The sequence below is a fragment of the Microbacterium sp. FW305-3-2-15-F-LB2 genome (assembly GCF_058787255.1).
The window spans coordinates 15,853-34,769 of record NZ_JBYSZO010000002.1; the positions used below are offsets into that span (position 1 = coordinate 15,853).

Annotated in this window: 22 protein-coding genes and 1 pseudogene; 12 read left to right on the forward strand and 11 right to left on the reverse strand. The window is 66.6% G+C overall.

What is annotated here, in order from left to right; genetic code table 11:
- Positions 1-81 precede the first annotated feature (81 nt).
- Complete coding sequence (locus AC3WLZ_RS17385) at positions 82-480, forward strand: hypothetical protein (protein WP_062637441.1); 399 nt, start codon at positions 82-84, stop codon at positions 478-480.
- Positions 481-613: 133 nt separating this feature from the next.
- On the opposite strand, the gene AC3WLZ_RS17390 is transcribed toward AC3WLZ_RS17385, so the two are convergent.
- From AC3WLZ_RS17390 to AC3WLZ_RS17405, 4 genes are read right to left on the reverse strand one after another with little or no spacing between them, the layout of a single operon-like run.
- Positions 614-994, reverse strand: a complete 381-nt coding sequence (locus AC3WLZ_RS17390) for a VOC family protein (protein ID WP_085603663.1) — start codon at positions 992-994, stop codon at positions 614-616.
- A gap of 2 nt (positions 995-996) precedes the next feature.
- Positions 997-1,401 carry a DUF1801 domain-containing protein gene (locus AC3WLZ_RS17395; protein WP_062637438.1) on the reverse strand — a complete coding sequence of 135 codons (405 nt, stop codon included), beginning with the start codon at positions 1,399-1,401 and terminating at the stop codon, positions 997-999.
- Entirely contained in the window at positions 1,401-1,856 is a 456-nt protein-coding gene (locus tag AC3WLZ_RS17400; protein ID WP_054687628.1) for an SRPBCC family protein, read from the reverse strand. The genes AC3WLZ_RS17395 and AC3WLZ_RS17400 overlap by 1 nt, the downstream gene beginning before the upstream one ends.
- Positions 1,853-2,470: an AraC family transcriptional regulator gene (locus tag AC3WLZ_RS17405; protein WP_228164526.1), complete on the reverse strand. Its 618-nt coding sequence runs from the start codon at positions 2,468-2,470 to the stop codon at positions 1,853-1,855. The genes AC3WLZ_RS17400 and AC3WLZ_RS17405 overlap by 4 nt, the downstream gene beginning before the upstream one ends.
- A gap of 206 nt (positions 2,471-2,676) precedes the next feature.
- Between AC3WLZ_RS17405 and AC3WLZ_RS17410 the strand changes: the two are divergent.
- The 3 genes and pseudogenes from AC3WLZ_RS17410 to AC3WLZ_RS17420 form a co-directional block, all read left to right on the forward strand.
- A pseudogene (locus tag AC3WLZ_RS17410) lies at positions 2,677-3,441 on the forward strand (IS256 family transposase); the annotation flags it as partial.
- Between the two features lie 219 nt (positions 3,442-3,660).
- The gene (locus AC3WLZ_RS17415) at positions 3,661-4,887 is read left to right on the forward strand and encodes an IS110 family RNA-guided transposase (protein WP_005052857.1); all 1,227 of its coding nucleotides are present in this window, start codon (positions 3,661-3,663) and stop codon (positions 4,885-4,887) included.
- A gap of 76 nt (positions 4,888-4,963) precedes the next feature.
- A complete protein-coding gene (locus AC3WLZ_RS17420) occupies positions 4,964-5,470 on the forward strand; it encodes a transposase (RefSeq protein WP_492471009.1) in 507 nt (168 codons plus the stop codon).
- A 554-nt stretch (positions 5,471-6,024) separates the two neighbouring features.
- On the opposite strand, the gene AC3WLZ_RS17425 is transcribed toward AC3WLZ_RS17420, so the two are convergent.
- The 3 genes from AC3WLZ_RS17425 to AC3WLZ_RS17435 form a co-directional block, all read right to left on the reverse strand.
- Positions 6,025-6,741 carry a class II aldolase/adducin family protein gene (locus tag AC3WLZ_RS17425; protein ID WP_062633823.1) on the reverse strand — a complete coding sequence of 239 codons (717 nt, stop codon included), beginning with the start codon at positions 6,739-6,741 and terminating at the stop codon, positions 6,025-6,027.
- Between the two features lie 95 nt (positions 6,742-6,836).
- Positions 6,837-8,024 carry a thiamine pyrophosphate-dependent enzyme gene (locus AC3WLZ_RS17430; protein WP_139833214.1) on the reverse strand — a complete coding sequence of 396 codons (1,188 nt, stop codon included), beginning with the start codon at positions 8,022-8,024 and terminating at the stop codon, positions 6,837-6,839.
- Positions 8,025-8,315: 291 nt separating this feature from the next.
- The gene (locus tag AC3WLZ_RS17435) at positions 8,316-9,770 is read right to left on the reverse strand and encodes an aldehyde dehydrogenase family protein (protein WP_062633835.1); all 1,455 of its coding nucleotides are present in this window, start codon (positions 9,768-9,770) and stop codon (positions 8,316-8,318) included.
- Between the two features lie 265 nt (positions 9,771-10,035).
- On the opposite strand from AC3WLZ_RS17435, the gene AC3WLZ_RS17440 reads away from it, so the two are divergent.
- Genes AC3WLZ_RS17440 through AC3WLZ_RS17465 form a run of 6 tightly spaced genes read left to right on the forward strand, consistent with a single transcriptional unit; the run spans position 10,036 to position 14,666 of the window.
- Entirely contained in the window at positions 10,036-11,478 is a 1,443-nt protein-coding gene (locus tag AC3WLZ_RS17440) for a Rieske 2Fe-2S domain-containing protein (RefSeq protein ID WP_228164524.1), read from the forward strand.
- Positions 11,475-12,065: a 3-phenylpropionate/cinnamic acid dioxygenase subunit beta gene (locus AC3WLZ_RS17445; protein WP_062633826.1), complete on the forward strand. Its 591-nt coding sequence runs from the start codon at positions 11,475-11,477 to the stop codon at positions 12,063-12,065. The genes AC3WLZ_RS17440 and AC3WLZ_RS17445 overlap by 4 nt, the downstream gene beginning before the upstream one ends.
- Positions 12,062-12,406 carry a hypothetical protein gene (locus tag AC3WLZ_RS17450; RefSeq protein ID WP_085603657.1) on the forward strand — a complete coding sequence of 115 codons (345 nt, stop codon included), beginning with the start codon at positions 12,062-12,064 and terminating at the stop codon, positions 12,404-12,406. The genes AC3WLZ_RS17445 and AC3WLZ_RS17450 overlap by 4 nt, the downstream gene beginning before the upstream one ends.
- Positions 12,387-12,581 (forward strand): ferredoxin, encoded by a 195-nt coding sequence (locus tag AC3WLZ_RS17455; RefSeq protein ID WP_062633830.1) that lies wholly within the window; start codon positions 12,387-12,389, stop codon positions 12,579-12,581. The genes AC3WLZ_RS17450 and AC3WLZ_RS17455 overlap by 20 nt, the downstream gene beginning before the upstream one ends.
- 10 nt (positions 12,582-12,591) lie before the next feature.
- Positions 12,592-13,830 carry an NAD(P)/FAD-dependent oxidoreductase gene (locus tag AC3WLZ_RS17460; protein ID WP_062633832.1) on the forward strand — a complete coding sequence of 413 codons (1,239 nt, stop codon included), beginning with the start codon at positions 12,592-12,594 and terminating at the stop codon, positions 13,828-13,830.
- Positions 13,827-14,666 carry an aldo/keto reductase gene (locus AC3WLZ_RS17465; RefSeq protein WP_005050739.1) on the forward strand — a complete coding sequence of 280 codons (840 nt, stop codon included), beginning with the start codon at positions 13,827-13,829 and terminating at the stop codon, positions 14,664-14,666. Before AC3WLZ_RS17460 ends, AC3WLZ_RS17465 begins: the two co-directional genes overlap by 4 nt.
- 99 nt (positions 14,667-14,765) lie before the next feature.
- Here AC3WLZ_RS17465 and AC3WLZ_RS17470 read toward each other — a convergent pair whose 3' ends face one another.
- Both AC3WLZ_RS17470 and AC3WLZ_RS17475 read right to left on the reverse strand, forming a co-directional pair.
- Complete coding sequence (locus tag AC3WLZ_RS17470; protein WP_005050741.1) at positions 14,766-15,590, reverse strand: IclR family transcriptional regulator; 825 nt, start codon at positions 15,588-15,590, stop codon at positions 14,766-14,768.
- 138 nt (positions 15,591-15,728) lie between these two features.
- On the reverse strand, positions 15,729-16,094 hold the full coding sequence (locus AC3WLZ_RS17475; protein WP_062633834.1) for a hypothetical protein: 366 nt from the start codon (positions 16,092-16,094) through the stop codon (positions 15,729-15,731).
- A gap of 351 nt (positions 16,095-16,445) precedes the next feature.
- Between AC3WLZ_RS17475 and AC3WLZ_RS17480 the strand changes: the two genes are divergently transcribed.
- A complete protein-coding gene (locus AC3WLZ_RS17480) occupies positions 16,446-17,000 on the forward strand; it encodes a putative antibiotic biosynthesis monooxygenase (protein WP_005050743.1) in 555 nt (184 codons plus the stop codon).
- Here AC3WLZ_RS17480 and AC3WLZ_RS17485 read toward each other — a convergent pair.
- Both AC3WLZ_RS17485 and AC3WLZ_RS17490 read right to left on the reverse strand, forming a co-directional pair.
- Positions 16,921-17,328 carry an AMP-binding enzyme gene (locus AC3WLZ_RS17485; RefSeq protein ID WP_005050745.1) on the reverse strand — a complete coding sequence of 136 codons (408 nt, stop codon included), beginning with the start codon at positions 17,326-17,328 and terminating at the stop codon, positions 16,921-16,923. The genes AC3WLZ_RS17480 and AC3WLZ_RS17485 overlap by 80 nt on opposite strands.
- Positions 17,329-17,487: 159 nt before the next feature.
- Positions 17,488-17,712 (reverse strand): hypothetical protein, encoded by a 225-nt coding sequence (locus AC3WLZ_RS17490; RefSeq protein ID WP_039712023.1) that lies wholly within the window; start codon positions 17,710-17,712, stop codon positions 17,488-17,490.
- On the opposite strand from AC3WLZ_RS17490, the gene AC3WLZ_RS17495 reads away from it, so the two are divergent.
- Positions 17,699-18,784 carry an SAM-dependent methyltransferase gene (locus AC3WLZ_RS17495; RefSeq protein ID WP_039712022.1) on the forward strand — a complete coding sequence of 362 codons (1,086 nt, stop codon included), beginning with the start codon at positions 17,699-17,701 and terminating at the stop codon, positions 18,782-18,784. The two genes, AC3WLZ_RS17490 and AC3WLZ_RS17495, sit on opposite strands and share 14 nt — an antisense overlap.
- The last annotated feature ends 133 nt before the right edge of the window (positions 18,785-18,917 follow it).

Sequence of the window (18,917 nt, forward strand, 5' to 3'; positions counted from 1 at the left end):
ACCGACCCTCTGCTGCGATGTCCGACCCCACCCGTAGGCTGTGAACGTCACATTCACTAGCAAGCGATCCGGGAGGACGCCATGACCACCTACATCACCTTCGGCCCCGACCACGCCGACCTGCACCCGCACGTCGGTACGGGACTGAACCGCGGCTACGTCGCGATCAGCACCGGCGACCGCGGCCGCGACATCGCCGCGGCGTTCGCGATCCTCGGCGAGCAGTGGGCCTTCGACTACCAGGACGCAGCCGCGCTGGATGCCCGCTACCCGGACGGCGAGATCGCCCGCATCACCCTCATCGACGAGGCGGCGCAGAAGGAGATCGCCGGTCTGATCGAGGACACTTTCGCCGCGGCCGAGGGCGACAGCAACGACGCCGAGATCGAGGCGCTACAGGCCGCACGCGACCGCCTGGCCGCGCTGATCGACTACACCCCCGCCCACGAGCGGGACTGGACGCCGCTCGACGCGGCCTGATGTAGGAACCGCTCAGAGTTGTCCGCGGTGCCAGCCACAGAGCCGGGATCTCCCACCGAAGATGTCCACCGGAGTGCGGCCAGATTCTGTGCTGAGTTGTCCACGACGGCTGCGGCCAGCTTCGTCGAAGCCGTCAGTACTTGATTTCCGCTGGATCTCTGAACGCCACTAGACCTACGAGATTTCCTTCGGGGTCGCGAATGAATGCTTGCCATTCTTCTCGCCCTGCTGGTCCGAGCGCATCTCTGGTGTGAGTGAAGATCGGCCGCCCCGGGGATACGATTTCGACCTCGCCGGCTCGGTCGACGGCTAACTCCAGATCATCGACGCGGAGGTAGAGCAGCGCTGACGGTGCCGCGCTCTCGAGTAGCAAACGGACGCCGTCGAGATCGAAGAACACCAAACCGGGCGGATCGAATCGGGCCACAGGGGCGGAGCCGAGCAGTGCGGAATAGAAGGCTGTGGCGCGTTCCAGATCGACCACGCGCTGGGCTACTTGGACGAGAGACGCCATGCTCATTTGCCGTCGCCGTGCACGTCTCGAATGACGGCGAGGGAGCGATCGAGTAGTTCCCGCAGCGCATCTTGGTCCACCCCCGACAATCGGGGGAGGTAGAGGCACGCGCTACTGGTGCGGTGTGGACCGAGCCGCTCGAGCAGGTCGGGCCACCGCTCGGCAAACCCCTCGACCAGGTAAAGCGTGTGCTTGGACCCGGAAGCGAAGGCGATCTCAGGCGCGATACCCTCTCGCCCGCTGTCGTACGCGTAGCCGTATTGGCCGAACCCGACAATCCGTTCCGCCCACACCACCGGCGGGCGCTGTGCAACGTGCTCGAAGAGCTCGAGGAGTTCGGTTACCTCGCCGCGTCGTGGCCCGGTTGCCCGGTCCAGCGCCTCGTCGACGCTGGTGTCGGAAGGCATCACGAGGCGGTCTCCGTTGCTCGCTGCGATTCGATGTATGCCTTGAGTCGGGCCAGATGGTCGCCGTCCTCCTTCTTTGTGATCGCGGCCACCAGGGGCAGCATCATCCGCCGCAGTCCGCCGGCGGCGAGCTCGCACGTCCACTCGATCCGCGTGCCGGTGCCGGCCGGGTGCAGCCGGTAGACGTAGGTCGCGGTGATGCCCTCCGCCTCGCTGGCGACCGCAAAAGCGGTGGGCGGCTCGAGAGCCACGATCTGCAGCTGCCCCGTCGCCTCCTTGCTCTTCACTCGGCGCGTCTCCTCGATGACGGACCCCACAGCGAGCGGGCCATCCGTCACCTTCACGCTCTTCACGACACCGTCGACGTAGTCGACCGCCCTTGTGGGATCTGCCAGCACTGCGAACACTTCCTGTTGCGATCTGTCGATGTGCTCGGTGAACTCGAAAGCGATCATGGGCCTTCTCCTGGGTGATGGTCGGGGTGGTGATCAAGAGGCACATAGGCGTCTGTCCAGCTGACGCGAACGGCGTCGTTCGCGCGCTGGTCGACGTGATGGATCTCGAAGGGCGGTGCGCAGCGCAACCGCCACCCTTCTGAGGGCATCCATTGCACCCCGATAGCCGCGAAGGTCTTCGCGATCTGCTCTGCACCGCCGGTGTGCCGATGCGCGACGCACACCTGCGCCGGCATCTGGCGGTAGGTGAAGGGGTGGGGTGGATCTATCGGTGCGGCAATGGGGATGCCAGCGTCGAAGCGGATCTGCTCGTTGTCCACCACGTAAGGGTCATCTGGGGTGATGCCCACGAGGAGGTCGGAGGAGTGGGCGATGCCGTGCTCTATCGCGAAGGCCCTCAGCTGCTGCCACGGCTCGACCGATGGGTGCCCGATGCCGAGGCCGTTGTACCCGCGATGACGGAGGACGAGCAGGTGCCGCTCGGGGGTGCTCTCAACCCGTACCGGGACGGCATCGAGGTCATAACGGAGTGTCAGCGGCGTCTCTTCTGCGAAGCCCGCAAACGTCGTGCTCTGCTGCGCCAGGTCCGCGTGCTCGCGGTACGCGCGCAGCATCCTCCGATACTCCGATGGACTGATCTCGAACCGCTGCACGAACGCGCGTGTGAAGGTCTCGGGCGTTGCGAACCCGGATTCCAACCTGGAGTCCCGCGGGGTGGTGGTCTTTCGGGCCCGCGGCGTCGTGACCGCGACGGGGTGAGCCATCGTGCGATGGTCAGTGAGAACGACCAAGAACTCACACAGAAAGACGACACCGCACGATGGCTCTTGACCAGTCTGCCCTCCTCGAGCTGCTCGGGGAACTGAAGCTCACCGGCACCACCGACCGCATCCGAGCCGCGACCGAGCGGCTCTACCAGGAGCTGATCGACGCGGAGACAGCCGCATTCATCGGCGCCGCCCCCTACGAGCGCACGAGCGAGCGCACGACTACCCGCAACGGTTCCCGGCCGCGGGTGCTGTCGACCACGGCTGGGGATCTGGAGTTGCGGATCCCGAAGTTGCGGCAGGGGTCGTTCTTCCCGTCGCTGCTGGAGCGGCGCCGCCGGGTCGACCAAGCCTTGTTCGCGGTCGTGATGGAGGCCTACCTCCACGGCGTCTCAACCCGGAAGGTCGATGACCTCGTCAAAGCGCTCGGCGCTGACACTGGCATCTCGAAGTCCGAGGTGTCCCGCATCTGCCAAGGGCTCGACGCCGAGGTCGCATCGTTCCGCGACCGCTCGCTGTCTGACATCGCCTACCCCTACGTGTTCCTCGACGCGACCTACTGCAAGGTCCGCATCGACCACCGTGTCGTGTCCCAGGCGGTCGTCGTCGCGATCGGCGTCGCCGCTGACGGGCGGCGGGTCGTGCTGGGCTTCGATGTCGGAGACAGCGAGACCGAGGAGTTCTGGAAGCAGTTCCTGCGCTCGTTGAAGACACGAGGTCTGGGCGGGGTGAAGCTGGTGATCTCCGACGCCCACGCCGGACTGAAGAAGGCCGCAGCGACCGTGTTGCAGGGCGCCGCCTGGCAGCGCTCACTCGTCAAGATGGTTAGTGGCGGGATCGTCCCGCTGGTTCATCCTCACCGTCGGGAGAGGACCTTGGCAGCGTGACCTTCGAGGTCCAGCGGCAGACCTGTCCCTCCCGGCGGTGGCGGATTCCGACTGGCTAGTGGGAGTCGTGCCCCGACAGCGGGAGCACCTGAGTGAGCGTCCAGAGGGGTCCGTCACGAGGCGGGCCTCGTCTTCGAAGGAGAAGCGCTCATGCCAGACCTCAACTTGCCAGCGTGGCCGGTATTCGCCGGCATCGACTGGGGCGGTGAGAACCACCAGCTCTGCGTTGTCGCGCCCGACGGGAAGCGGCTACTTGAGACACGTGTCAGTCACGACGTCGCCGGGCTCCACCAACTCGACCTGCATCTGAACGGCTTCGGGCGGCAGGTCCCGATCGCGATCGAACGCTCCGAAGGTCTCCTCGTCGAGCACCTTCAAGCGACCGGGCATGCGGTGTTCCCCGTGTCTCCGCGGATCTCCGCGAGGGCGCGGGAGCGTTACAAGGTCGCTGCGGTCAAGGACGACCGGTTCGACGCGTTCGTACTCGCCGACACGCTCCGCTTCGACCATGCGCACTGGCGCCCGCTGTCGGTCCCGTCACCGCTGCTCGCCGAGATCAAGGCACTCACACGGGACCGGGACCGGCTCCTCGAGACGCAGCAGGCGACGGAGAGTCAGTTGCGGATGATCCTCGAGGCCTACCACCCCGCACCCGTTCGGTTGTTCTCGTCCGTCGACCGGCAGATCACGCTGTCGTTCGTAACGGACTATCCGACACCGGCGAACGCGTCCCGGGTGAAGACCACCAGGATGGCAGGGTTCCTTTCCCGACACCACTACACCGGCAGAGTCCCCGCGCAGACCCTCGCGGACCGGATGAGACAGAACCTGCTCTCCGGCTCGCCAGGAACGGTCGCGGGCAAGAGCTTCTCCGCTCTCGCATTCACCCAGGTGCTGCAGCTTCTGAACACGCAGCTCGCCGAGTACGACGACGCAATCGCCGCAGCCACCGCGGAGCACCCGGACGCCCTGATCTTCGCCAGCTTTCCCGGCATCGGCCCCGTGCTCACTGCGGTACTGCTCGCCGAGATCGGTGAAGACCGCGCAAGGTTCCCGCAACCTGAAGTGCTCCTCGCCGAAGCCGGCCTCGCCCCGGTCACCCGCTCGTCGGGCAGGTCCCGGTCGGTCAGGTTCCGCTACGCCGCGAACAGCCGCCTCCGAGAAGCCACCATGTGGTGGGCGTTCAACTCCATCAAGATGTCACCCTGGGCGGCCGCCGCGTTCCGCGACGCCCGGGACCAGAAAGGCCAGCGCTACCACCGCGCCCTCCGCGGACTCGCCGCACGCTGGACCCGCATCCTCTGGCGCTGTTGGACCAACCACGAAACCTACGACCCCGCCCGCCACGGCTCAGCCGCACTGATCACCGCCGCCTGACCGCGCGCTTTCGACACCCCCGCCCGACACTCGGGGCCGAGCGGCGCCTTCAGCGCGCCCACGCAAACACACCAAGATCTGCACCCAGTTGACAGTGGGAGTCTGCCGCGTCCACTTCATGCGCAACGTCCTGACCGCCCTCCCGAAGGGCCGGCAGGAGATGGTCGCCAGCGTGATCCGCACGATCTTCGCCCAACCCGACGCCGAGCACATCGATGCCCAGTTCGACGAAGTCGTGCGCATGATCGAGCGCGTCCACCCCAAGACCGCCGTGATGCTCACCGACGCCCGTGACGACATCCTCGCGTTCAAAGCGTTCCCCGCCCGGCATTGGCGACAGATCTGGTCCACGAACCCGCTGGAACGCCTCAATCGGGAGATCAAGCGCCGCACCGACGTCGTTGGCGTGTTCCCGAACAACGCCGCCCTGCTCCGCCTGGCCGGCTCCGTCCTCGTCGAGCAACACGACGAATGGGAAGCCGCCGACCGCCGCTACTTCTCCGAAGCCTCCATGACCGAGCTCACCGCGACCACCCCCACCATCGACGAGGCGGTGATACTCCCCGAGATCACCGCCGCCTAAACTAACGACAGCTGATCATCGCAACGAAGCGAAAGACCACCACTCAAACGGACGCGGCCCTACCGGGAGTCGAAGGTCCGAGTCTCGGAACGGCACCGGCGCCAGGTTGTCGTCGAGATCACGTTCGCTTCCCCCCATGACCTCATCCGGTGGGAGGACAGTAAGGAGCGGCAGGCGCACCTGCAACAGGCCGTGCCGCTCACGATCGGGCAGGCCCGTCCACTGACTCCGGACGCCCTCACCGGTGCAATCCCGACGGCCGGTCCCGCGCGCCCGCGGTGGTGGACGGCGCGATAACGCTGCACCCGAGCGCCCCGCCGAGACGATCCGGCGGGGCGCTCCCGTGTCCACCCCCCGGCCCGTCAAATGTCCGACCCCCCCTACTACTGTTGTGTGTGTCAGATACACAACATGGCGCGAGCCGTTAGGCGCGGGCGGCGTGTGCCGGCATGCCGGACCGCCCCACCAGGGGCGAACGGCCGGCTTCGCCGACGCGATGACGCGCCGGCCGCGAGCGGGCGGATTTGCTCAGCGCGCCTGGAGGAGGCGCGCTTTCAGACGCTCTCCCCGCGCCTGGCGTTGGCTCTCCAGATCTCCCAGGCCCTCGTGAGCTGCCCGTTGTTGGATTCCGCGGCCGCGGCGCCCTCTTCTGCGGTGAGGGCGGTGTAGCCGCCGAGCTGACCGGCCGTCACCTGTGCTCGGGCGTTGAGGTCCGCGTAGACCGCGCGGGCGACCGCCTGCGGGATCGAGTCGCCCACGGCGACGAATCCGTGTCCTCGCATGAGTGCGACCGCCGCGCCCCCGAGGGTCGCAGCAAGGTCCGCGCCGAGCGAACCGCTGCGGATCAGCAGGTCGCTGGAGGACCCGACGCTGTCACGGATCTCGAAGACCGGGACCGCTTCGCCGAGGAAGCCCGCCATGTGCCACACCGCCTGCAGAGGCGTCCTGGAGATGCTGAAGGGCACCATCGACGCGGAGTGGCTGTGGACAACGGCCTGGACATCGGCGCGTGCCCGGTAGATCTCGCCGTGGATGAATCGTTCGAGATAGCTCGGTCTGTCGTCCGCGGTCGTCCCGTCCAATCCGATCACCTGAATGTCGTCGGGCGTGACGAGGCCGGGGGCCAGGTTTCTGGAGATGAGGAACCTGCTCGGGTCGTCGGGGTCACGGACGCTCACGTGGCCGAAAGCATCGAGGATGCCGTGGCGGACGAGAATGCGATTCGCATCGACGAGATCCTCTCGAACCCCTAGTCGATCACCAGTTGACATCCTTCATCGCTCCCTACTGCAGACGTACGTGTCGCTGTCAGCCCGAACACGCGGCTCACTCACCGTATACGGCGCTGTCACTCCTGCTCGACATCTCACGCGAACGCCTGCCCGAAGACCCGGACATCGCCCATCGCAGACGCGACCTGGATCAGCGTCGGCCCATCCTCGGCGAACGCGGCGGCGAACGCGCTCTCGAGCTCCTCCGGGTTGGACGCCCGCCAAGACTTCAGTCCCAGGCTTCGGGCGTACGATGCGTGGTCGATCGGGGGCCGGAAGGTCCAGCGCATCGCATCCTCTGCGCCGGGCTCTCCGAGCGAGCTGCCCATCGCTCCCGTCACGGTCGCGACGTCCCGCCAGCCCCCGTTGTCGAGGACGAGGTAGACGACCGGAACGTCGTACGCGGCAGCGGTGTGGATCGCTGTGGAGTTGAACATGAACCCGCCATCGCCGAGGACGGCGATCACTCGACGATCGGGACGAGCCATCTGGATGCCGACCGCCGCCGGCGCGCCCCAACCCTGAGCACTCGCCTTCCCCGAGAGGCCGAAATACGTCCACGGTGCGCCATAGTCGACGAGTGTGTCGATGAAGCCCTCCGCGGATCCGCACTGGTTGACGACGATCGTCTCGGAGCCGCCGAGGCGATGGATGAGGTCCGCGATGTGGGCCGCCGATACCGCGCCATCAGCCTCGCCGAGCAGGCGCGACCGCAAGGCTTCGCGGCCCGCTTCCCAGCGCTCTCTGAGCCCTCGCACCCGCCCGCCCGAGCTCACGGGTACCGCTCCGCCTTCAGCGAGGCGATCGGCGACCGCATCGAGCAGGCGCCCGGGGTGGCTGAGGATGCCGACCTGACCTGCGTACTGCCGGCGCAGAGCGAGCGGGTCCACGGTGACCTGCACCACGAGGCTGTCACCGAAATCCGGCAGGGGCATCGCCAGCCCCTCGGTGAGCTCGGCGCCGAGGAGGACGACGACGTCTGCGCCCTCCAGTGCAGGGCTCGATGCGGTCAGCTTGCCGACGTACCTCGGATTGGTGTTCGGGAAGGCGAGGTCGGCGCCCTTGATCTCCCCGAGCACGGACGCGTCCACCAGGTCGGAGAGCCTTTCCAGCGCGGCAATCGCACCGTACCGCGCGACCTCTGTCCCCACCACGATGACCGGACTGGCCGCCGTCCTGAGAATCTGGGCGAGACGCTCTACCGCATCCGGATCGAGCGCCTCATGCAGATACTCGGTCACCGGTCCCGGGGTGAACTCGATCTCCTCTTCCAGAAAGTCCATCGGAATGCCGAGGTGCACCGGACCGTAGGGAGGGGTGGAAGCGATCTGGAACGCTCGCTCGAGGAACTCCGGAAGCCGCTCCGCCCGGGGGATCTCAGCCGACCACTTCGTGTACTGCTGTGTCGCCTCTGTGATGGCCCGGGGAACGTTTTCGGCGCCCAGGCATCCCTGCAGGCGGCCTTCGCCTCGACGGGGTTTGCCCGAGGCTGACGGGAACAGCGCCTCCCAGCACCGCCGGCATGGATCGCGCCGCGCTTGCTGCGACGACGTACAGCGCGCAGCGCTGCCCCCCTACGAGAGCAGAACGGTCACGGTCTTCGTCTCGGTGTACGAGATCAGTTCGTCGAGGGACTCCTCGCGGCCGATCCCCGAAGCCTTCACCCCTCCGAACGGCAGTCCCCAGAAGTGCCGGCTGCCACTGTTGACGAGGATGTAGCCGGCCTCGATCTGCCGGGCGACGACGTGGGCGCGCGTGACGTCGCGCGTCCAGATGCTCGAGGTGAGCCCGTACTGGACGCCGTTGGCGATCCGTACGGCCTCCTCGTCGGCGTCGAAGGTGGTGACGGAGAGGACGGGGCCGAAGATCTCGTTCTGCTCGACGAACGACCCGGGGCTGACACCGGTGAGCAGCGTCGGCTCGACGAACCACCCCTCATCGAGGCCGGCGGGACGGCCGCCGCCCGTCGCCACGGTGGCACCCGCCTTCCTGCCTTCGGCGATGGCGCTGATGGACTTCTGGAACTGTGCCTCCGACACGAGCGGGCCCATGTCCACGGACGGGTCCAGCGGGTCTCCCACCCGGATCGCGGCCATGCGCTCGGCGACCCGGCCGATCACTTCGTCGGCCACCGAGGAGTGCACGAGCAGGCGGCTCGTCGAGCCGCAGCTCTGTCCGGCGACCCACGTGAAGTTCATACCCGCGACGGCACCGGCCGCAGCCGCCTCCAAATCGGCGTCGGCGAAGACGATCTGAGCGTTCTTTCCGCCCAGTTCGAGCGACACGTGCTTGACTCCGGTCTCGGCTGCATCCCGCTGGATCGATTGCCCCGTCGCGGTGGACCCGATGAAACCGATCCGGCGGACCTCGGGATGACGCACCAGCGCGCGTCCGGTCACCGCGCCGCGACCGCTGACGGTGATCAACAGATTGTCCGGGAGGATCCCGACCGCGAGCTCGGCCAGGCGCAACGAAGACAGCGGCGTCTGGTCCGGGGCCTTGAGGACCACGGCGTTGCCGGCGACGAGGGGCGCGGCGACCTTCGCCGCCGCGAAGAAGAAGGGATGGTTGAACGCACCGATACGCGCGACCACTCCGTAGGGCACCTGCATGGTGTAGTGGAGGTTCGTGCTCACCGGAATCGTCCGGCCACCGAGGTCGAGCGCCATGTCGGCGAAGATCTCCATGAGTTCCGCCGCCGCGTCCACATCGCCCCTCATCATCGAGAGGGTGAACCCGCCGTCCAGTGCGTCGAGAGTGGCGAGCTCCTCACGGTGCTCTCGGATCGTCGCAGCGAGTTGCCGGATCACGGCGGCCCGGGCTCGGGGCGGCATCGCGCCCCAGGCCGGCTGCGCAGCCTGCGCCGCCGCCACCGCGCGCCCGACCTCCTCCTCGGAGAGGTCGGGGGCGGAGGTCAGGGGACGCCCGGTCGTGGGGTTCTCGACCTCGTAGCGCGCGGCACTGGCCCACGGCTTGCCATCGAGAGTGACGGTCCATTCCCGGTCTGCGACATCGGTCGACGGGCTCATCATTGACTCCTCGTTTCCAGCAGAAGCGGTTTCTGTGTTCCAGAGGAGCATGCCCACCCTCTGGGACGGGAGGATGGTCCTCGCAGCCGCGACGCATCGCCTCCTCCTCCGAGCGCGGCCGCGAAGGCCTTCCTCGGGCCCACTTGACGTAAGGCGCGCGTGTGTGGCAGAATCAATTTCTGCACATCAGAAACTATGCCTCGGCCCGCTTCGACGTGCGACGTCGGAGCGGTGTCGAAGCATTACACTACGGATAGGCGCGACGATGAGCACTTCCAGCATGACGATCTACGACGAGATCCGTCGCGGAATGATACCGGCGTACATCTACAACGACGCGGAGATCTTCGCGCGCGAACGAAAGAACCTTTTCAGCCGCGCCTGGCTGTTCGTGGGCCACGAGTCCGAGATTCCTCAGGCCGGCGACTACGTCGTCCGGCGAATACTCGACGACTCGTTCATCATCGTCCGCGACGAGAAGGGTGAGATCCGCGCCCACTTCAACATGTGCCTGCATCGCGGCATGCAGGTCTGCCGGGCCGAGATGGGGAACGCCTCGCACTTCCGCTGCCCGTACCACGGGTGGTCCTACCGCAACGACGGACGCATCGTCGGACTCCCCTTCCACGAGGAGGCCTACGGCGGCGAGGCCGGGTTCAGCCGAAAGGGCGCACGGCTCCTGCCGGCGCCGAACCTCGGTATGTACAACGGCCTGATCTTCATCAGCATGGACCCGGATGCGCCGAGCCTCGAGGACTACATCGGCGACTTCAAGTTCTATCTCGACTACTACACCCGGCAGAGCCCCAGCGGCATCGAGCTCCGGGGCCCGCAGCGGTGGCGCGTCAAGGCGAACTGGAAGATCGGCGCCGAGAACTTCGCCGGCGACATGTACCACACGCCCCAGACGCACACCTCGGTCGTCGAGATCGGGCTGTTCCGCGAGCCGAAGGCCGAGAAGCGCAAGGACGGCAACACATACTGGGCCGGCAACGGAGGCGGCACGACCTACAAGCTCCCGCCGGGCACGCTCGAGGAGCGGCTGCGGTACGTCGGCTACCCGGACGAGATGGTCGAGCGGATGAAGGCGACCTGGTCTCAGGAGCAGCTCGATGTCATCGGCCGCGACGGGTTCATGATCTCCGCGGCCTCGCTCTTCCCGAACATGTCCTTCGTCCACAACTGGCCCAAGGTCGAGGAGGGTTCGGACGAGGACGTGCTCCCGTTCATCTCCATCCGGACGTGGCTTCCGATCAGCGAGGACGAGACCGAGGTGTACTCCTGGTTCGCGGTCGACGCTGAGGCTCCGGAGGAGTTCAAGGCACTGTCGTACAAGGCCTACCTGATGTGCTTCGGGTCGACGGGCATGTTCGAGCAGGACGACGTGGAGAACTGGGTCTCGCTCACGAACACGGCGAAGGGATCAATGGCGCGGCGCCTGCTCCTGAACAGCCGCATGGGCATCCTCAAGGATGGATCGCCGGTCGTCGAGCCGCTCGGCCCCGACCAGTTCGCCGGCCCCGGCGTCGCGCACGTGGGCTACGGCGAGTACAACCAGCGCCATCTGCTCCACCGCTGGGCGGACTACCTGGAGTCGGAGTACGAGGGCGTCGACTTCCGTGCCCTGTCGATCGGCGGCGAGCCGCCACTGGATGTCGAGCCCCGACCTGCGGGCATCACGAACAATGGTCAGAAGGTGGTCCGATGATCGAGGAGACCGGCAAGGCAGTTTCCGAAGTCTCCCGGCTTCGCAAGTCGTCAACCCTCGCCGACCGGGTGGGCTCGTCCCTGCCCTTCACGAGCGAGCTGCACGCCACGATCCATCGCTGGCTCGTCGAAGAGGCCTACACTCTCGACCAGCAGCGGTATGAGAGCTGGCTGGACATGCTGACGGAAGACATCCACTACGTCATGCCCGTCCGCGTGACCACCGCACTCGGCACGCCCTTCAGCACGTCCCCCGGGATGGCGCACTGGGACGAGAACAAGTACTCGCTCAGCCGGCGCGTCGCACGGTTCCTTACCGAGCATGCCTGGACCGAGGACCCTCCGTCCCGGCTGCGTCACTTCGTGACCAACGTGCGGGTGTTCGAGACCGACGTGCCCGGCGAGGTGCTCGCCGACTCCGCGATGCTGCTGTTCCGCAGCCGAGGAGACGTGAACGAGCCGTCGATCATCTCCGCCCACCGGGAGGATGTGTTCCGTGACGTCGGAGGCGAGTACAAGCTCGCGCGCCGCGTCATCCTCGTCGACGAGTCGGTGCTGCGCACCCAGAACCTGGCGATCTTCCTGTGACCCTGGAGTGGGAAGGCGCCGACGTCGATCGGGCCGCCGCGATCGCCGCCGCCGAGGAGCGCGCACGTTTGGTCGCGCGCACCGTCGGCGAGCCGCTCACGATCGCCAACGAGTTCTCTGAGATCACGGTGAGCCGGGTCGAGACCCGCAACGGGACGCGTCTGCTCATCGACTCTCCGAAATCCGGACAATGGATCGCACTCGACCCGCTCGAGCTGGAGGCGCTCACCTGGCAGACCGTCCAGACGTTCTCAGCGATGATCGGGTCGCCGTACGCGCCCGTGTTCCCCGACCCCGACCCATCATCAACGAGGAATGACCATGGCCACGGTGAAGGCTGACCTCTCCCTCTGCCAGGGCTACGCGAACTGCGTCGTGGCCGCGGGAGACTACTTCGACATCGACGACGACGGCAAGGTCGTGCTCTTGCAGCTCGAGGTGCCGGACGCGGAGCGCACTCGCGTCGAGGAAGCCGCCCGAAGCTGCCCGGTCTCGGCGCTGTCTGTCGAGGGTTGAGCCGATTCGCATGTCTCACGTCGTCGTCGTCGGTGCTTCCGTCGCCGGAGTCAAGCTCGTACAGAATCTTCGTTCGGAGGGGTTCACCGGCGCGATCACGCTGGTGGACCAGGAGAGCCATCCCCTCTACGACCGTCCCCCGCTGTCGAAGAAGTACCTCAGCGGCGCCGCATCCGACCCGGAGATCGCGCTGACGACGGCGGAAGCGCTCGAAGGCCTGCGGGTCGAGACCCGTTTCGGCGTCGCCGCGACCGAGCTGGATCCTGCCGGCAAGACGCTGACGCTCGCCGACGGCAGCGAGCTGACCTACGACATCCTCGTCATCGCGACGGGTGCCCGAGCTCGCCGAACCCCGTGGGCTTCCACTCCCGGCGTCCACGTGCTGCGTACCCGCGCCGATGCCGACGAGCTGCGCAAGGAGCTCGTTCCGGGCCGCCACCTCGCGGTGGTCGGCGCCGGATTCATCGGCGCCGAGGCGGCCGCCACAGCGCTTGCGGCCGGTGTCAAGGTCACCATCATCGAACCGATCGGTGCTCCGATGGGCCGGGCGATGAATATGGAAGTGGGCGGTATCTTCGCGGAGAAGTACCGCAGGGAGGGTGCTGAGCTACGCTTCGGCGTCTCCGTCGAGAACGTCGAGCGCACGGGTGACCGCGTCCAGGTCACGCTCACCGATGGCGCGACGCTGGATGTCGACGCTGTCCTGCTCGGTATCGGAGCGGTCGTCAACACGGAGTGGCTCGAGTCGTCGGGCCTCGCGCTGGATAACGGTGTCGTCTGCGAAGGCACGCTTGCCGCCGTCGGCGTCTCCCACGTGTATGCGATCGGCGACGTGGCACGATTCATGAACCGACGGCATCCCGACCCGATCCGGTTGGAGCACTGGACGAGCGCGACGGATCAGGCGCTGATTGTCGCGCATAACATCGCTCACCCGGATGACCTGCGCAGCTACGACCCGACGGAGTATGTGTGGAGCGACCAGTACGACTGGAAGATCCAGATCGTCGGGCATACCGGATCTGATCACTGGACGATGGTGGGCGACCCTGCGCAGGACCGCTTCGCCGTCGTGTACGGCGAGAGCCAAGGGCAGGCCGAAGGTGCCGTCATCGTGAACTGGCCGCGTGCCCTCGTCGACGCCCGCCGCTCGGTCGCCTCGCGAGCGAAGGCGGACGAGCTGATACATCGGCTGCGCGCCCTCCTCGAGCCCTCGAGCACGGCTCCGGCGAAGGCGGCCGCCCGATGAGAGCTGACGACACCACCCTCCCCCTCCTGCACGGTCACCGCATCCCGCGAATCGGGGTGGGCACGTGGCCACTCACGGGAGACGAGTGCGCAACGATGGTCGAGAAGGCGGTCGGCTACGGTTACCGCCTGTTCGATACGGCGTACAAGTACGCGAATGAGGAGGCCGTCGGTGCCGGTCTGCGTGCATCGGGCATCCCTCGTGACGAGGTCTTCATCACGAGCAAGTTCAACAAGGAGGACCACAGCGTCGAGGGAGTGCAGCGCGCGTACGACCGATCGCTGAAGACCCTTCGCGTCGACTACCTCGATCTGTTCCTGATCCATTGGCCGGTTCCGGCCCTCGACCGATACGTCGAAGCGTGGAAGGGTCTGGTGAGACTGCTCGAAGAGGGACGAGTGAAGGCGATCGGCGTCTCCAACTTCAAGTCTCACCACCTTCAGCGCGTCGTCGACGCGACCGGTGTCGTCCCCGACGTCGATCAGATCCAGCTCAGCGTCGACATCGCCCGTGTCGAACAGCGCAGCTTCCAGCGCGCTCACGGCATCCTGACCGAGGCGTGGAGCCCGCTCGGACGCGGAGGAGCCCTGCTGTCCGATCCCGCGGTGACCGCGATCGCGTCGAAGTATGACAAGTCGCCCGCACAGGTCCTACTGCGCTGGCACATCGAGGAAGGGATCGTTCCCGTCCCGCGCGCCGGCGATGAGAAGCATCTCGCGCAGAACATCGACGTCTTCGATTTCACGCTCAGCTCGGAGGATATGGCGACGCTGAGTGGGCTGGATCAAGGCGAAGAAGCCGCCCGCGACCCGGACGATCCGGCCAACGGGCACTGAGGCCCACGGCGGCGGGTCGGTCGCTCCCGCAGCCACGCTCATCAGCGGCGTGTTCGCGTGCGCAGCGCATCCATGGGCGCTACGACGACCCGGGCCGGTTCACCCCAACAGTTCGGCGAGGCGGATCGCGGCGTCCTGCAGTGACCGCGCTAGGGACTTGACCTTGCCCGGCGGTAACCGCTGCACGGGCGCGGAGGCGTTGATCGCCAGTCGCAGTCCCGACGAGACGTGGACCGGGACCGCGACGCTCGCCACGCCGTCCTCGCTTTCCTGCCGATTCACGGCATAACCGTCCAGTCGTGTCCGAACCAGTTCGGCGACGAGTTCGTCTCGGGAACGTATGGAGTTCGGTGTGACGATCTCGAGCTGCTCGTCCGGGTACAGCCGGAAGAGCTGCTCGTCGCTCAGCTCGGCAAGCAGCGCCTTGCCGGTCGAGGTGCAATGCGCCGGCAGGGTCTTGCCCAGTCTCGAAACCACGCGCACGGCCACATCGGGCTCGGCAACGGCGAGGAATCGGACATGGTTGCCCTCGAGCGTGCCCAGGTGGCAGGTCTCACCGAGGGCGGCGCTGAGGTCCTCGAGGATCGGCTGCGCCAGTCTCGGGACATCCATCCTGCGCAGCACCGAGAAGGCCACCGTCGTCAGCGCCGGGCCAGGGCCGTAAGCCTTGGTCACCGGGTTCTGCCGCACGAAGCCGCGCCATGCCAGCATCGCGAGAAGTCGGTGCGCGGTCGAGGTCGCCACCCCGAGGAGGGCACCGGCGTCCGTGAGCCGCAGCTCGTGCTCCTCACCCAGCAGCAGGATCAGCTTCAGCGCGTTGTCGACCGACTCGATCGGATACTGGGGTGGATCGCCCGGCGACCCGAGCTGTCGATTCTGCACGGCAGAAAGCTTACTTGCAACGTGGGCGCGCTCCTCCTGCACCGCGCGCTCCGATGCCGACCCGACAGGCGGGAGGATCGTCTCCGCGGTGCCACTGCAGCCCGTGCCACCCCACGCCGCCCGCGTGGCTCCCTGTGACGGCCCCGACGGCCCAGGCGCTCTACGGTCGGAGCAGGACCTTCAGGCTGCTGGACGCGTCGCGGGACTGCTCGAAGGCGGCGGCGGCATCGTCGAAGGCGAACTCGTGGGTCGCCAGCGGCGACAGATCGATCCCCTGGGCGTCGGACGCCTGACGATCGACTCGAGGACGGCCTCGTACTCGCGATGAGCGATGGCGAACGACTGCGGGTGCCACAACTGATAGATGTGTAAGCAGCGTTCCGGGTAGGAGTCCACTACCCGCCCCAACGGGATGTCTGCACGCGCGACGCAGCAGCGGAGGAACGCGTGGTGCGCCACCAGCCAGGCGCCCATGTCACCGACTGCCAGCGCCGCATCCATTAGCGTCCCGTACTCGCGCGAAGCGCCGATCTCGGAGCGCAGCATCCGTCCACCGTCCGGCGCGCGCCTAAGGACTCCAGCTGAAGCCGGACACCGTAGAGCTGGTCGACCTCTTCTACGTCCGGGTGATACACCGTCGCTCGGCGATGGTATCGGCCTCGTTTGAGCCTTTCTTCCCGCAGCAAGCGAAACGCCTCGTGCAAATGACCTCCCCGTCGATCCAGGTCTTTCAACTTTCCATCCTGCGTGAGGCGGCAGTGGCGGTGACACTCCACTGCTCGGAAGAGCACTATTTCGCGCTATTGATCCGGACCCCGATGGTCGGAAGCTGTTCAGTGCCGCGTCATCGGCGCAATACGCTGGGAGACGGGGCTTCCTCTGCCCCGGGAGGACACCATGCAACCAGATAACCTCACGGTCACGGCTCGGGTGGCGCGCACAGCCGTCCCCGGGCGGCTGGACGATCTCACCGAGTGGGCGCATGGTTTCACCGGCCGGGCCCAGTCGTTCCCCGGCTACCGGGAGTCGAAGGTCCGAGTCTCGGAACGGCACCGGCGCCAGGTTGTCGTCGAGATCACGTTCGCTTCCCCCCATGACCTCATCCGGTGGGAGGACAGTAAGGAGCGGCAGGCGCACCTGCAACAGGCCGTGCCGCTCACGATCGGGCAGGCCCGTCCACTGACTCCGGACGCCCTCACCGGTGCAATCCCGACGGCCGGTCCCGCGCGCCCGCGGTGGTGGACGGCGATTTTAGTGTGGATCGCGCTGGTACCGCCTGCCATGTTCAACGCCTACTTCATCGCTCCGCTCCTGACCGGCCTGCCGCCGTACCTCCAGATCCTATGTACGACGCCACTGACCGTCGCGTGCGTCATCTGGGTGATGTTGCCTCTATTGCACGCGCTCGAGGAGAGCATCCGCCACTGGCTCGCGTGGCGGCGCGGGCGCTGAGCGTCTGCCCCATTAGGCGCTGTCGCGGCGGGCAAAGCCCTCTCCGCTCCCTCTTGTCAATCTTGCCTACCTTGGTGAGGGGCATGTCGTCGACGGCGATCAGCCGCTCGGGGTGCTTATGCTTAGCCACCCCGGCGGACTCCATGGCGGCGCGGATCCGTTCGAGCCCGAGCGGGCCGCCCTCCTTGAGACTCACGTAGACGCATACCCGCTCGCTGAACACGGGGTCGAGCATCGCGACGGCGGCCGCTAGATCGAAGCTGTCATAGCGGTAGACGAGGTCCTCCACCTCTTCGCACGAAATCTTCTCGCTGCCTCGGTTGATCATGTCGAGATGTAGCCATCCTCGGTGAAGGACCGCGCGTTCGTCTCAGGTGCGCGGTAGCATCCGCGCGGGGTGTAGCGGATCGGTTTCCTGCTCGAGCATAGATCGACGGCTCATCAGATGCCTCCAGAGTTCTTTTCGTCGGTTATGTCGGTGTGGTGATCAGCGGCGGCGCTGGCGCTTGCCGCCCCAGAACGCGCGGACTGCCATGGTGATCGCTTCGTCTTTGGTGAGGCGATCACCACGGGCCGCGGCTTCGTCGCGTGCCTGGTTGATGTACTCGAAGACGTCCGGAGGTAGTCGGAAGGTCGCGGGGTGTTTTTCGATGCGCTGGACATTGTACGGGCCGCGCTTCTTGCCGGTGCGGGGCGACGTGTCACACCCCAATCAGGGCGGCTTCGACGTCGTCATCGGCAACCCACCCTACGTCAACCGGCGCGAGCTCAGCTACCGCATCACCGGCTTCGAGACAGACAACGTCGACGACATCTACGCCTCCTGCTGCGAGCGCTCGGCGCAGATCACGCGCCCGGATGGCCGGCTCAGCCTGATCGTTCCCATCCGCAGCCAGTTCGCCGATCGCGACGAGTCACTGCGGAAGTTCTACGAGCGGCGGTTCGATGCGATCTGGGTGAGCACCTTCCAGGAACGCCCGGCTGCCCTGTTCCAGGTGAAGGTGCGCAGCACGATCATCACCGCCGCCGGGTATGGCAGCGTCTCCGAGCTGCACACGACGCTCACCCACAGCTGGATCGAGGCGTTCCGTCCGCATCTGATGGCGACACTGCGGTATTCGCTTCGGCCCGCCGGCTCGCGGACCCCGAACTGGATGCGCGCCAGCAGCGACGCGATGTTCGAGCTGATCGACACGCTGCTTGCGAAGGGCACGATCTCCTCGACGCCGCTTGTCCGTGTGAGCGACTACTCCGTCGGTTTCAAGAAGACCGCCACGTACTTCCTGAGCACGTACACGGTGCCGCCGGTCACCTACGACAAGACCACGCACGCCACGGTGCCCCTCAACGAGGGGAAGCTGTTCGTTCAGAACCGGAAGGACCAGCTCGCGGCCAGCGCGATCGCGGCGTCGCGGCTGGCGTTCCTGTGGTGGACGTTCACGGGCGACTGCTTCAACGTCACCAAGGGCACGATGTCGCAGATCCCATTCTCCCCGCACGCTTACGGGCAGGACACGTTCGATGCTCTGGTGGAGCTCGGCGAGAGGATCGAGGAGGCGCTGCCGGCCGTGCGCTCCTGGGATCTCAACTCCGGGAAGTACGTGGGCGGGTACGCGATCCCCGAACTGCGTCATCTCACCGGTCAGGCCGACGAGATCATGCTGGAGGCGATCGGCCGCATCGATCTGCTGCCGGAGATCCAGTACGCCCACGCCCGGATGTACAAGAGCACCGGGATTTCCGCGACGACACTGCGAAAGTTGCCGTTCGAGGTCGAGGTGTGACGCGCGACATCCGCACGGGTCCTTTGCCCTCGAGCGACTGCGATCGTTCGTCCGGGTCAGGATCCTCTGAGTGATGGATATGACAGGTAGGCGCTACCGGATGAGTTGACCCATCTCCCAGTCGCCGAGAGGG

Excerpts from the sequence above, each read along its gene's own strand:
- AC3WLZ_RS17485 (WP_005050745.1), bottom strand. The coding sequence starts at position 17,328 with ATGATCAACCGAGGCAGCGAGAAGATTTCGTGCGAAGAGGTGGAGGAC.
- AC3WLZ_RS17390 (WP_085603663.1), bottom strand. The coding sequence starts at position 994 with ATGGCGTCTCTCGTCCAAGTAGCCCAGCGCGTGGTCGATCTGGAACGC.
- AC3WLZ_RS17465 (WP_005050739.1), top strand. The coding sequence starts at position 13,827 with ATGAGAGCTGACGACACCACCCTCCCCCTCCTGCACGGTCACCGCATC.
- AC3WLZ_RS17400 (WP_054687628.1), bottom strand. The coding sequence starts at position 1,856 with ATGATCGCTTTCGAGTTCACCGAGCACATCGACAGATCGCAACAGGAA.
- AC3WLZ_RS17405 (WP_228164526.1), bottom strand. The coding sequence starts at position 2,470 with ATGCTGCGCGCGTACCGCGAGCACGCGGACCTGGCGCAGCAGAGCACG.
- AC3WLZ_RS17475 (WP_062633834.1), bottom strand. The coding sequence starts at position 16,094 with ATGCTGCGCTCCGAGATCGGCGCTTCGCGCGAGTACGGGACGCTAATG.
- AC3WLZ_RS17415 (WP_005052857.1), top strand. The coding sequence starts at position 3,661 with ATGCCAGACCTCAACTTGCCAGCGTGGCCGGTATTCGCCGGCATCGAC.
- AC3WLZ_RS17460 (WP_062633832.1), top strand. The coding sequence starts at position 12,592 with ATGTCTCACGTCGTCGTCGTCGGTGCTTCCGTCGCCGGAGTCAAGCTC.
- AC3WLZ_RS17440 (WP_228164524.1), top strand. The coding sequence starts at position 10,036 with ATGAGCACTTCCAGCATGACGATCTACGACGAGATCCGTCGCGGAATG.
- AC3WLZ_RS17425 (WP_062633823.1), bottom strand. The coding sequence starts at position 6,741 with ATGTCAACTGGTGATCGACTAGGGGTTCGAGAGGATCTCGTCGATGCG.
- AC3WLZ_RS17435 (WP_062633835.1), bottom strand. The coding sequence starts at position 9,770 with ATGAGCCCGTCGACCGATGTCGCAGACCGGGAATGGACCGTCACTCTC.
- AC3WLZ_RS17430 (WP_139833214.1), bottom strand. The coding sequence starts at position 8,024 with ATGGACTTTCTGGAAGAGGAGATCGAGTTCACCCCGGGACCGGTGACC.
- AC3WLZ_RS17480 (WP_005050743.1), top strand. The coding sequence starts at position 16,446 with ATGCAACCAGATAACCTCACGGTCACGGCTCGGGTGGCGCGCACAGCC.
- AC3WLZ_RS17455 (WP_062633830.1), top strand. The coding sequence starts at position 12,387 with ATGGCCACGGTGAAGGCTGACCTCTCCCTCTGCCAGGGCTACGCGAAC.
- AC3WLZ_RS17385 (WP_062637441.1), top strand. The coding sequence starts at position 82 with ATGACCACCTACATCACCTTCGGCCCCGACCACGCCGACCTGCACCCG.
- AC3WLZ_RS17395 (WP_062637438.1), bottom strand. The coding sequence starts at position 1,401 with ATGCCTTCCGACACCAGCGTCGACGAGGCGCTGGACCGGGCAACCGGG.
- AC3WLZ_RS17445 (WP_062633826.1), top strand. The coding sequence starts at position 11,475 with ATGATCGAGGAGACCGGCAAGGCAGTTTCCGAAGTCTCCCGGCTTCGC.